General features: G+C 68.4%; 8 protein-coding genes and 1 pseudogene. 3 read left to right on the top strand and 6 right to left on the bottom strand.

Annotated features, from left to right (window positions below):
- Nucleotides 1-93: 93 nt before the first annotated feature.
- Together O7626_RS01105 and otsB are read left to right on the top strand one after the other, a co-directional pair.
- Nucleotides 94-465, top strand: coding sequence for a hypothetical protein (locus O7626_RS01105; RefSeq protein ID WP_278058335.1), 372 nt, complete (start codon nucleotides 94-96; stop codon nucleotides 463-465).
- A 222-nt stretch (nucleotides 466-687) separates the two neighbouring features.
- Entirely contained in the window at nucleotides 688-1,518 is an 831-nt protein-coding gene (gene otsB, locus O7626_RS01100) for a trehalose-phosphatase (RefSeq protein ID WP_278058334.1), read from the top strand.
- Nucleotides 1,519-1,667: 149 nt separating this feature from the next.
- Here the strand turns inward: otsB and O7626_RS01095 are convergent, their stop codons facing one another.
- From O7626_RS01095 to O7626_RS01075, 5 genes and pseudogenes are all read right to left on the bottom strand, one after another.
- Nucleotides 1,668-2,438 (bottom strand): isoprenyl transferase, encoded by a 771-nt coding sequence (locus tag O7626_RS01095; RefSeq protein WP_278058333.1) that lies wholly within the window; start codon nucleotides 2,436-2,438, stop codon nucleotides 1,668-1,670.
- A gap of 17 nt (nucleotides 2,439-2,455) precedes the next feature.
- Nucleotides 2,456-3,604 (bottom strand): geranylgeranyl reductase family protein, encoded by a 1,149-nt coding sequence (locus O7626_RS01090; protein ID WP_278058332.1) that lies wholly within the window; start codon nucleotides 3,602-3,604, stop codon nucleotides 2,456-2,458.
- 101 nt (nucleotides 3,605-3,705) lie between these two features.
- The gene (locus O7626_RS01085; protein WP_278058330.1) at nucleotides 3,706-3,882 is read right to left on the bottom strand and encodes a hypothetical protein; all 177 of its coding nucleotides are present in this window, start codon (nucleotides 3,880-3,882) and stop codon (nucleotides 3,706-3,708) included.
- Between the two features lie 159 nt (nucleotides 3,883-4,041).
- Complete coding sequence (locus O7626_RS01080) at nucleotides 4,042-6,042, bottom strand: hypothetical protein (protein WP_278058328.1); 2,001 nt, start codon at nucleotides 6,040-6,042, stop codon at nucleotides 4,042-4,044.
- A 462-nt stretch (nucleotides 6,043-6,504) separates the two neighbouring features.
- Nucleotides 6,505-6,848, bottom strand: a pseudogene (locus O7626_RS01075) (transposase); the annotation flags it as partial.
- A gap of 417 nt (nucleotides 6,849-7,265) precedes the next feature.
- On the opposite strand from O7626_RS01075, the gene O7626_RS01070 reads away from it, so the two are divergent.
- Complete coding sequence (locus tag O7626_RS01070; RefSeq protein ID WP_278058326.1) at nucleotides 7,266-10,205, top strand: S8 family serine peptidase; 2,940 nt, start codon at nucleotides 7,266-7,268, stop codon at nucleotides 10,203-10,205.
- Nucleotides 10,206-10,610: 405 nt separating this feature from the next.
- Here the strand turns inward: O7626_RS01070 and O7626_RS01065 are convergent, their stop codons facing one another.
- Nucleotides 10,611-12,461: a DJ-1/PfpI family protein gene (locus O7626_RS01065; protein WP_278058324.1), complete on the bottom strand. Its 1,851-nt coding sequence runs from the start codon at nucleotides 12,459-12,461 to the stop codon at nucleotides 10,611-10,613.
- Between the last annotated feature and the right edge of the window lie 308 nt (nucleotides 12,462-12,769).

The raw sequence follows: 12,769 nt of genomic DNA, 5'->3' as shown, positions 1-12,769 counted from the left end.
CTAACGTCGCTCTTCGTACTGCTTGGGCTCGTCGTCGGCGGGGGGACGGGACAAGGCCGAATTCAGCCCTGCGGGACAGAAGGAGGGTCAGCCATGACCCTGAAATGGATGGCTGTCGTTGTCGCGGCGGTGTCCCTGACCCTGTGCGTGACCGCGAACATCGTGGTGGGGACGGTGCACGGCGGTGACCCGGTGCCGTTCCTCGTGAACGCGCTCGCCATCACCGCCACCGGTACCGCCGTCGTCCTGGCCGTCGTCGCCGATCTGCACGAACGACTCGAGGCACGGATCACCGCACTCACCGAGTTCCTGACCACCCGACTGAACGAACTCGACCGCAACACCGGGGACCACAACACCGGCTTCGTCGAGGGCTACCTGCTCAGCCGCGGCCAGGACCCGGCGGTGGTGCCGATCGGACCACGACTGCACGGCCGCCGGGCGATGCTCGGCGGCGACGACTGAACCTTCGCCACGGAGGTTCACCGACGGCCGTGCGGCCGACGCGGCGACCTGGGGAGATCGCCGCCAGCACCGCCGGCCGACTGCCGGCCCGCGCCGCCGCCGGACCCGTACCGGAATTGCCGGCGGGTCGCCACCGCGACCGGTCGAGGTTGCCGCCTCGACGGGTGAGACGTTTTCGCTTCGACGTCTGCGGTGGCAACCCGCCGGGGTACGCTGACGCCCGTGCCGCCGATCAACCCGGGGGGCGAGCGGCCCCCGACCCGTCGTCAACTGACTGCCGAGCAGGCGTGGCGGGCGACCGCCGAGCGAGCCGGGCGCTGTGTCCTGTTCTTCGACTTCGACGGCACCCTCGCCCCGGTGCGGGACGACCCGACCGCCGTCGAGCCGGCCCCGAAGGCGCTGGCCGCGATCACCGCGCTCACCGAGGTGGTGCAGCGGGTCGCCATCGTCTCGGCCCGACCGGTGGAGTTCCTACGCGACCGGTTCGCCGGCGCCCCCGGCGTGGACCTCTACGGCCTCTACGGGCTCGAACACCTGCACGCCTCCGGCGAGACCGTCACCGAGGAGGCGGCGCTGTCGTTCGTGCCCACCATGGCCGACCTCGCTGACCAGGCCCGGGCCGAGCTGCCCGAGGGGACGCTCGTCGAATACAAGCGGCTCTCCGTCGCCCTGCACTACCGGACCGCGCCGCACCTGGCCGAGCAGGTCGAACGGTGGGGTCGGGAGCAGGCCGACCGGCTGGGCCTGCGGGTGCAGGTCGGCCGGATGGTGCTGGAACTCAAGCCACCCGTCGACCGGGACAAGGGCATGGTGATCGACGAGGCGGTCCGGGACGCCGACTGCGCGTGGTATTTCGGCGACGACGTCTCGGACATCAAGGCCTTCGCCGCGCTGCGGGCCCGGGAGGCGGCCGATCCGGACTTCTTCGGCGTCTGCGTGGCGGTGGCCAACCCGGAGACCGGCGACGAGGTCTCCACCGCCGCCGACCTGAACATCGAGTCCCCGGAGGCGCTCGGCGACTTCCTCACCGAGGCCCTGCACCGGCTCACCTGACTCTGCCCTGCCGCGCCCGCCGTCCTCGCGGACCGGGTCGCCGTCTCGCGGGCGGTACCGCCGCCCCGCCAGGCGCGGTGTCGCCGTTCTCGAAGGCCCGTGCTGCCTCCCCGGCACGGGCCCCCGTCGCGGGCCGTGCCGCCGCCCCGTCAGGCGCCGTACCGGCGTTGCCGGTTGGCGTACGAGCGCAGCGCGCGCAGGAAGTCGACGCGCCGGAAGTCCGGCCAGTTCAACTCGCAGAAGTAGAACTCGGAGTGCGCCGACTGCCAGAGCAGGAAGCCGGAGAGCCGCTGCTCGCCACTGGTCCGGATGACCAGGTCCGGGTCGGGTTGCCCCCGGGTGTAGAGGTGCTCGGCGATGTGGTCCACGTCGAGCACCTCGGCCAGCTCCTCGATGGTGCCGCCGGCCGCCGCGTGCTCGTGCAGCAGCGAGCGGACCGCGTCGGCGATCTCGCGCCGGCCGCCGTACCCGACGGCGATGTTGACCTCGGCGCCGCCGACCCGGTCCCGGGTGCGTTCCTGCGCCGACTTGAGCGTGATGGCGGTCGCTGCCGGCAGCAGGTCGAGCGCGCCGACCATCCGCAGCCGCCAGGGGTTGCCCTCCTCGGCCAGCTCGACCACCAGGTTCTCGATGATCTGCACCAGCGGGTCCAGCTCGCTGGCCGGGCGGCGCAGGTTGTCGGTGGCCAGCAGATAGAGCGTGACGTGCTCGATCCCGGCCTGGTCGCACCAGCCGAGCACATCCTTGATCTTGGCTGCGCCGACCCGGTGCCCGTCGTTCGGGTCGACGTAGCCCATCTCCCTGGCCCAGCGCCGGTTGCCGTCGCACATCACCCCGACGTGCTTCGGCACGGGCTTGCCGGCGAGTTTCGCCGTCAGACGCCGCTCGTACACCGAGTAGATAAGGTCGCGCAGACTCATCCCCTGCAGCGTACCGATCAGCGGCCACGACGGAAGTGCCGCCCGGCCGAGCCGGCCACCGCGCCGGCGACCCGGGTCAATGTCCGGGCGTCCAGCCGGCCGTCGCCCAGGCCCAGTTCGACAAGCGTCCGGAAGACCCGGGCGTCCCGCTCGGCGGCCCGGACCACCCCGTCCACCACCGGCGCCCGCCGGGCCAGCCAGGCCACCGCCGAGCTGTCCCGCAGATGGCCGCCGAGCCGGGAGCGCAGCGCGGCGGCGTACCGGTCGGCGGCGGCGTGCGGTGCCGTGGCGGCAGCCGCCCCGGCCAGCGCCCCGGAGAGTACCGCGTAGAAGATCCCCTCGCCGGTGAACGGGTTGACCAGCGACAACGCGTCACCGGCCAGCACGATCCGGCCCCGGCCCGGCGCCGGCCGGCGGGTGGAGAGCGGCAGGTGGTGCCCCCGCACCTCGGTGACGGCCGCCGGGTCGACCTCGGGCAGCAGCACCGCCAGCCGGTCCAGCAGCTCGGTCCGGCGCAGCGGGCGGCCGGCCAGCACCTCGCCGTACCCGACGTTCGCCCGGCCGTCGCCGATCGGGAACGACCAGGCGTAGCCCGGCCAGTGCGCGGCCGAGGTGACGATCCGCTGCTCGGCCGGGCCGGCGGCGTCCGGGGCGTACCCCCGGATGGCCAGTGCCAGGTGCCCGTCCGGGTTGGCGCCGTGCCCGAGCGCCCGCCGAACCACCGAACCGGCGCCGTCGGCGCCGACCACGGCACGGGCGGCGAGGACACCGTCGAGCACCACCAGGTCGCCGGAGCGCCGCACCCGGCGGACGGTGTGCCGGCGCAGCTCCGCGCCGGCCGAGCGGGCCGCCGCGACCAGCCGGGCGTCGAAGACCCGCCGGGGCACCGTGTACGCCGGTCGGGGCAGCCGCCGCGCCACCTGCCCGCCACCGGGCGCCACCAGCCGCAGCGCCGGCACCGCCCGATAGCCGGCCACCGCGTCCGGAACACCCAGTTCCGCGAGTACGTCGAGCGCGTGCGCGGCGATCCCGTCCCCGCACGGCTTGTCCCGGGGAAAATCGGCCCGGTCCAGCAGCACCACCCGGGCGCCCGCCCGCCGGGCCGCCAGCGCGGCGCTGGCCCCGGCCGGCCCGGCGCCCACCACCGCCACGTCGACGGTCTCCACCGCCGCCTCAGTCTCTGGGCGTGAAATCGGGCCTTGCTCCCGATCGCGTCTCGTCCGAACCGCGCAGGGCTCGCCCGGTTGCGACCCGACGAGTCACGAGATCATTCTCCATCTGCCGGTTTCGGAACGACCACCGTGGCAAGACCTCGCACCGCTATCGGATAGTAGGTATCGAATTCATTGAGCACATCGTTGGCCTGTTCAGGGGTAAGATCCGTTTCCCGCGCACCGGCGGGCCAGTCATGAGGCGAGACGTGGTAAGTCGAATCAATTATCATGTTCTTGACACCACTTCGTGAGACCAGCTTGGATCCTTGCCTCGGTTCTACTACTTCCGATCTCGGCACCGCAACCCTCCGGTGAGCTCGTTGCTGCTGACAACCAGGCAATTTTGATGCGACATATCTGGTACCATAGCAGGGCATAACGTGATCAACCTAGCTGTGCTCTTGTGCCCCACCACCTAAACCATTCGATCGGTTGGACAGGTGAAGAAACTCCCACGTATGGGCCAAATATATGTAGCCGATAGACATGGCGTTCACGATAGCCACAAGAGTCAAGGCGCTCCATGCCATAGATTCAATACCCAAGACGTGGATGTCCAGCGGATTCCTCCAGCGAAAGTATGGCAGGTTGGCTTTGAACATCATAAAAAGGCCACTGGCGGACACAGATGCAAGAACGGTAGTCAGAAGCGAGAGTCGTGCCGCCAACGTCCCTTCCAGAAGGCGTCGCGGCGGCCCGTCGAAGCCGAGCCATGCAGCCGCGAGCGCCGGAAAAACCAGAAGGAAGGCAGGTACGTCCGTACCGGGATCGGGACGTCGCGAGGCGACAAATCCGATTAACCAAATTAGCAGCGCCGCAGCCGATCCGGTGATTACCGCGCGAAAAACCGAACCGGGCGGGGTCTCGTAGAAACGGAAGCGGACGTGCGGAATTTTGTCCCCGCCATCAAGGCCTTCAATTGGTTCGGGAAAAAATCTCGAATAGAAGTGGGCGTACCGCTGACCACCGCGCCTTCGAAACCGAAAGTAAGGAGGTGGCGGAATTTCTCGAGGGGGCCCGGACTTCCGACTCTCCTTTATGCGCCTCCAATGTGTGTCGAAATAACCTAGAAGTGTCGGTGCTCCCTGCGCGCCAAGGAAGACACCCTCCTGGCCGTCCACCACCAAATGGTAGCTTTGACTGGTACAGGCGTTGTCGAGCGAGATACTGAAGTCAACCGGTCGTGAGCCCAGGACGAATCGGGCGCGCTCCTTCGCCCAGGTCAACCAACCTCTATTCCGTCGGACGGCGAGTTCCAGCGACGGGGTGATCAGGCGTTGGTAGGAGATCACGAACCGTCCATCTGACGGACACGGCACAGCCGCGACGATCGCGTAGTGTGAGGTGAGCTTCTGGACCAGTTGCACCGCGAGTTGATGCGCCGCGAGGTTCGACACCCGCTCGCCCTCACGCGAGGGTAATCCGGCTAGATGCCGTACCGCCTGGATGCCCGAGTCGTCCGGTTCTTTTCCGTCGGCCCGGCGCATGATGGCCCGCAGAGCCAGATGCTCTGCATCGTACGCATTCGGGTGGGAGGCCGGCGAGAGGTCCTGGCTGTGCGCGATGGCGAGCAGTGTTCGCAGTACTCGGGCCACCAGTTGGAGATACTGCCGGTAGGAGAGAACGGGTAGCGCGCTTCCATCCGCAGCGCTCACACGGAGGTCGTCCACCATGTCCCCCTTGGGCGGGACAAGGACCGGAAACAGTACGACGGGAGCTCCGTGCGGCGAATCCGTGCTCGCCGCTCCGTGAGCTCGGGTACCCCCTGCGTCTGATGCCGCGCCGGTCGCCCCCGGCGAGCCGTGCACCGCCGACCCCCGGCTGGTCGTCTTGGCTCCCGTCGCTCCCCGGTCCCCGAGTAGCTGCCGGACGGTGCTTTCCGGCAACTGGACGTCGATAGTGACGCGCTGCACGAGCGTCCGCTGGCTGAGTTCGTACCGCTCAGTGATCCGTTGCCGGACGTTGGCTGGGTAGATGACGGAGAAGGTGAAGGCGCGCGCCTGTCCGGCACCGGCGATCTCCGGATTCAACATGCCACCACGACGACCTGCACTTCGTTGCAGGATGTTTACTTGATAATCCGGGAGTTCGGTCACTTTGGTGTTGCGGTGTGACTTCATCTGCGGCAAATAGTAGCGAATCCGCGTATGTAAGACCAGCAGTGCCACGATGCCGGCAATCGCGACCGTCCGGCAGGTGATATCGGCAAATAATCCCAAACCGGGCGGTAACCCAACTATGGCCACCCCCAGGAGTACCCCGATGGCCAGCCAGGTCAGAAACGAAATGCCTGCGGAGGGGGGATTGGCCCAATCTGCGACGCCCTCGTCGATCTGCTCGGAGTCCCCACCATAGTGTCGCGCATCATCGCCCATCATGATCCGCCTCACGTAATGCTCACCGACTATTGGCATGAGATACCAACGGCACCGGATTCCGCTGGAATTGAAACCCTCTTCGTAATCAGCTCTTCACGCAACGTCCATGTCGGGGAGGCGACATCAATGCCGGAAGGTCTGTCTGAAGGTGCCATCGAGGATTCCACCGCCGCGTCGACAGCAACGGCGACGGGGGAGACGATCCTCGGTCGCCGGGTCCCCGAACGCCGACGTTCACGCACGTTTCGGAGCCGCTCTCCAACCGTTCAAACGACGGCAATCGTGACGTTCGGATCGTCTGGACCGAGGCCTGACGTAGGCATCCGCCCTGATGCCACAGACGACTAGTGATAGTTCGCCAGGTTCTGTGGCGTTTGTCGCGATGTACGGTTTCACGGGTTGGTGGCACCTGAGGCAGGCGCCGGTTCCAGGTCGCGAGGAGTCGTTGTAGCTCGCGGATGACCGTGTGAAGGGTCAGGCCGGCGCAGCCGCTTTTGGGTCCAGGCGCAGTCCGGTGATGAACAGGTGCGCGGCGGTGACGAGGGTGACGCGGCGGTGCCAGCCGGTGAAGGAGCGCCCTTCGAAGTGGTCCAGGCCGAGGCCGGTCTTGAGTTCGCGGCAGTCGTGTTCGATGCGCCAGCGGGTCTTGCCGTAGTGGACCAGGTCGGCGTGGCTGGTAGTGGCGGACAGGCTGGACAGCCGGTACTTGACTGGCTCGAGCTGGTCGTCGGGCCATTGGGCGATCGGCCATCGCTCGGACAAGGTGCCGTCGATGTCACGCGCCACGCGGTGTCCGGCCGGGCGTACCCGTAGGAAGATGCCCTGTGCGGTGTCCTGCTTCCGCGCGCAGGCGTTCTATGCCCGCAGTCTGGTCGCGCCCGTCTCCGGCATCCACGATGGAAGGCCGCGGGTCGAAGGGGCTTTTCACGGTCGACGGGCAGCCACGGGAGACGGTCGACGGCTGGTAGGAGGCGTACGCCCTGAAGGCCAGACACGACACACCTGGCGCGTCATGTCGGTGCATCCGCCGTGAAGCAGAGATGAAGACCGGGGGGCCTAGGTTGCCGGTGTTTGTCTATGGATTGCGGACATGGTGCGTCTCGTCCAGGTGCTAGGGATTCGTCGAATAGCGCGGAGCCTCCTGGCTGGACCGCACGGGCCGCACGTAACGGAGGTTGACATTGTCATTCTCACCCCGGGCCAGGCTCCGGCGTCCGGCTCTCTCGATCGCGACCATGGCTGTCACCGTGCTCGCGATGACGGGAGGAGGAAGCCTGGCGAACGCCGCCCCATCGGCCTCCGCGGCGACCGGTCTCTACCTGGTGCAGTTCGAGAGCCCACCGATCGCGACCTACACCGGCGGAGTCAGCGGCATCGCCGCGACCAGGCCCTCCGGCGGGGAAAAGCTCAACCGCAGGTCCGAAAGCTACTCAGCCTACCGCGATCACATCCGGGCGGGGCGCGCCCAGGTGCTTCGCGAAGCGAAGGTTGATAACAGGAAGGTTGTCGCCGAGTACGACGTCGTCATCAACGGCGTCGCAGCGGAACTGAGTGGCGTTGAGGTCGCGCGACTAAGCCGCACTCCCGGGGTGTGGAAGCTTTGGAAGCAGGAGTTCTCCCCACTCGACACCAGTCACACGCCGACCTTTCTCGGTTTGGACGGCCCGAACGGCACCTGGGCCCGGCAGTTCGGCGACGTCTCGCGGGCCGGCGAGGGGATGATCGTCGGCATCGTGGACAGCGGAATCTCATCCGACAACCCCAGCTTCGCGCCGTTGCCCGAGCCGCGCCCCGACGTCGACATCATCGCCAAGAAGTGGACCGGGGAGTGTGTCGACGCCCCGGAAGCGCCGGTGCGGTGCACGAACAAGATTATTGGGGCCCGCTACTACAAGTTCGGCAACCGGCCCATCGACGCGGAGTTCGAGTCACCGCGCGACTACAACGGACACGGCTCGCACACGACGAGCATCGCGGCCGGCAACAACGGCGTCACCGCCGCCGTCGGCGGCGTGACCGTAGGCAGGATCAGCGGTATCGCACCGGCGGCGCGGATCGCGGCGTACAAGGCCTGTTGGCAGGAGTCCGGCGGGGGCGGCGGCTGTGGCCTCCTCGAGGAGGTCGCGGCGATCGACGACGCGGTGGCCGACGGTGTCGATGTCCTCAACTTCTCGATCAGCGGCCCCTCGGACACGGTGACTGACGTCGTCCAGTTGGCCTTCTACAACGCAGCCGCGGCTGGCGTCTTCGTCGCGACCTCGGCCGGCAACACCGGTCCGCGCGCCGGCACGGTCGGAAAAACCGCCCCCTGGGTCACCACGACGGCGTCGGGAACCCACGGTCGCACCTTCGAGAAGTCGGTGACGCTGGGCGACGGCACCACGTACACCTCGGCTGGCTTCGGCGACGCGTTGCCGCCGACCCCGCTGGTCGACTCGGTCAGCGTGCCGGCCCCCGGTACGCCGGTCACGGACGCGGAGTTCTGCAGGATCGGCTCCCTCGATCCGGCCAAGGTGGCCGGCACGGTCGTGCTTTGCGCCCGCGGGGGACAAAACATCGGCCGTACCGACAAGAGTCGCGCGGTCAAGCAGGCTGGCGGCGTAGGCATGATCATGTACAACCCGACGGACAATACGATCGACGCCGATATCCACGTCGTGCCGACCGTCCACGTCGGCACGGCCGAGGGCGTGGCTATCCGGGCCTATCTCGCTGGCACCGCCAACCCGACGGCATCGATGGCAGCAGCGGCGCAGAAGACGCTGCGCGCACCGCAGATCGCGAGTAACTCCTCGGCGGGTCCGGCCATCGCCGCCGGCGGTGACCTGCTCAAGCCGGATATCATGGCGCCGGGCGTTGACGTGATCGCCGCGGTGGCACCGGGCGGCAACGCCGGTGAGAACTTCGCGTCGTACTCCGGGACGTCGATGGCGAGCCCGCACATCGCCGGCATCGCCGCCTTGGTCAAGCAGAAGAACCCGACCTGGACGCCAATGATGGTCAAGTCTGCGATCATGACCACGGCGAGTCAGGTGGACAACACCGGGGCGGCTTTCCAACGCGTCGGTGGCGTCGCGGCGACCCCGTTCGACTACGGAGCCGGGTTCGTCCGCCCGGTTGACGTGTTCGACCCGGGTCTGGCATACGACTCCGGGCCGCTGGACTGGGCGCGGTTCGTCTGCGGCACCGGTGAGCAGTTGGTGATCGGCAACAATGACTGCGCCGACTACGGCTCGATCGATCCGAGCGCTCTCAACTACCCCTCGATCGCGGTCGGCGACCTGACCGGCAAGCAGACCATCACGCGTACGGTGCGTAACACCACCGGCAAGATGGGCACGTACGTGTCGAAGATCGAGGCTCCCGAGGGCCACACGGTGCGGGTCACCCCGTCGACGCTGCTCGTGCGGCCGGATCGGACGGCGACGTACACGGTGGAGATCACCCGCACGACCGCTGCCTACGGCTCCTGGTCCTTCGGCTCGCTCACCTGGCTGGACAACGATGGCCACAGGGTACGCAGCCCCATCGCGCTGCGGGCGGTCCCGATCATCGCGCCGGCCAGGGTAGCCCTCACCGGACCCAGCGGCTCCGCCGAGGTCTCGGTGCGCGCTGGCTTCACCGGCACGCTGACGGCCAACGTCAGCGGCCTCGTGCCATCGGCGGTCACCACCAAGCACTTGGTGGGCAGGGAGACCGCCTTCAACGTCACGAACCCCGCGGAGGGGCCGGCGGTGGGTAAGGTGACCGTCACCGTTCCCGCCGGAAGCAAGCTGGCCCGGTTCGCCACCTTTGACGGTGACTATCCGGACGGCGCGGACATCGATCTGCACATATACAAAGATGGCGTCCGTGTGGCCAGCAGCGGCGGCAGCAGTTCGGAAGAGTCGTTCATGACCACCACGGCGGGCACCTACGACGTTTACCTGGTGCAGTACGCCACCGCTCCCGGCGTGACCGAGCAGGACGTGCTGTTGAACGCCTTCGTGGTTTCGCCCAGCGCAGCGGGCAACCTGACCATCACCCCGCCCGAGGCCGCCGTGACCATCGGAGAGCAGGTGAGCCTGACGGCCAGCTGGTCGGGGCTGACTGCGGCGACCCGCTACCTGGGTGTCATCGAGTACCGCGACGCCTCGACGGTGCGCGGTCAAACCATCGTCATGGGAACCGCCTGATCCCAGCAGGGTGCCCATCCCCATAAGGCACCGCATTCAGCGCCAGGAGCCCGGACACCATGTCGATAGGCGTCCGGACTCCTGGCGTGAGGTTCGCAAGCGCGTGCACGACGCTGGCACCGTTGGCGGTCGACCAGCCTCCCCCGTTCAGCGGGAACGAGAAGTGCCGAGCCACCCGGTGACGACTTCTCGCTGCGGCGACCAGTCGCCGGACGTTCTGCCGAAAGGTGTCGACACAACGACGGTACGCGGGTTCCTGAGGACTACGACGGACGAGAGCGCCTTCGGGTACCTTGAGCGGCATGGCGTACGACCTGCGCCGGCGTGGCGAGCCCAACCGCTGAGGCCGCTGTTCGCTCCCGGACGATGGGTGTGGACAGCGGGCCTCAGCGGTGTGTAAGGGAGTCAGGACCGGCGGGTGCGGGTGCGGCAGCGTGCCAGCCGCACGGTGCCGAGGGCGGCGGCCAGACCGGCCAGGCCGAAGAGGAGCGGGCTCAGCCCGAGCATCCACGGCACCCCCGAACCGGACATCCCGAGTTCGGCGGTGCGGTACTCCAGAATCTTGGCGCTCCACCGGGCCGTGGGCACGTCCATGGTGCGGGCCATGTCCCGTAGGGTCGCGTCGAACGCGAAGCCCGACTGTTGGTGCAGGTACTGCATGGGCACGTCGGCGCGGCGGGCGGCGGCGGCGACATCGGGGGCGGGGCTGGCCGCGATGCCGGCGCCAGGGACCAGTAGCCGGTCGACGCGGCTCGCGGCGGCCAGGTCGGCCCGTGGGACGAACGTCAGGCCGTGGCGGGAGCGGACGCTGTCGCCATGTGCCGCGATTGCGAGGGTCCGGGCAGACTTGACCTCGGCGTACGGGGCGAACGCCGAGGCCAACTCGATTTCGCCGACCCCCTCGGTGAGCACCACACCGACGGTGGTGACGTTCGCACGAAAGCCGAGGTTGAGCAGGTGCGTGATGGCGTCGGCGGGGGCCAGCTGCGACCGGGGGAGCGTCGCGGCGTTGCCAGGGGAGTAAGACTCCCAACCAACGGCCCGGGCGGCCGCCGCGGCGGCGTCGGCGTCCACGAGCCGCTCGACGACCCGGAGTGCCCCGTCGACGGAGGACAACAATCCGCCGGTGCTGATCACGTCACCGTCGTCGATGTAGCGGATGCCGCGCTGCCAGTTCACCTCGGGATGGTTCTGCTGGAGCTCGTCGAGCCTGAACCAGTGCGACGTCGCGTCGCGGCCGTCCAGCAGCCCGGCTTCGGCGAGCAGCCGTGCACCGGTGCATACGCTCAGCAGCAGCCCGTCGCTCGCGGTGTCCCGCAACCACGCGGTCACCGCGGCGTCGCTGGACTCGGAGTCCGGCATGTCCGGCACGATGGTGACGTCCGGGGCCGAACCGCCCAACTGCTGGTCCAATTGCGCAAAGCTGAGGTCAGGGACGAGGTCCAGCCCGCCGAGCAGGGGCACCGGGCGGCGTTCGGCCGCAACGGTGTAGACGTTGAACGCTCCCGTGGTGGCCAGGACCTCGTACGGGACCAGCGTGTCGGCGATGTTGGCGCCGCTGCTTCCGACGACCACCACGGCGGTCGGCTTGCTGGCGTCGTGTGCCAGCGGTCTCGCGGCGGCAACTGCCGCGGCGGCCGTGGTGGTGGCCTCGGGCTGCGTGTATCGGCTTCGCTCGTAGCCGATGGAGCCGGCGGTGGCCACGGCGGCCGGGACGAGGAGAAAGGCGAGCAGGACGAACAGGCCGCGGCCGAGCATCCGCACGACCCGGCGGCTCCCGCCGTGGGCGGCCGCGTACTCGTCGCGCCGCCGCAGCATCACGGCCAGCATGAGCGGAAACATTGTCACGTGCTCCAGGGCCATTGCCGTCCCGCTGTCCAGGACGTCCAGCCACACCGGCGGGAGCACGGCGACCGCTGGCACGAGCATGGCGGCGCTCATCTCAAGGATGCTCGCCCAGCCGTGACGCCGGTAGCGCATCCAGGCGGCCATCCCCAGCGCCATGGTGAATCCCATCTCCAGGATCACCAGCTCCGGGGCGCGCGCCATGGAGTAGTCCACGCCCATGGCGGCGAGTACCGCGCGAAGCACCCCTCCGAGGACGAACATGCCGACCACCATCGCAGCAACCATTTCCAGATAGTGAAGGACGAAGTGTCCCCAGCGTCGGCGCCTTCCGGTGTGATGTCCGAACCCGGTGGTGTGCTCCTGATGGGTGAGCTGCTCGGTATGGGTGAGCTGCTCGGTGCTCTGCATGCTGGCCTCCGGGATCTCCGGCCGGGACCGGCGAGGTCCGGGCTTCAGGTGCGGCGTGACGCAGTGAAGTCTCATCTGCCTGGGGGAAAGCGACCAGTGCCGCCAGTAACGACCTCCGTATGGGTTTCGCACACCTCCTGGGATGCACTCTGCACAATTGCCCCCGCGCGCCACCGAGTGCAGGCGGCCTATCGTGATCACCTGAAGTGCCCGTACGTATTCGGCGAGGAGGCGAATGGACGCGGATGAGCAGCCCGCTGTGGCGGCACCCCGGCACGCCTGGGCGTTCGCCACGGCCTTCCTCTGCG

It is taken from the genome of Micromonospora sp. WMMD1102 (assembly GCF_029626265.1).
GTDB lineage: Bacteria > Actinomycetota > Actinomycetes > Mycobacteriales > Micromonosporaceae > Plantactinospora.
Note: the sequence above shows the minus strand (reverse complement) of the source record. Positions and strands in the feature narration are given on the sequence as shown.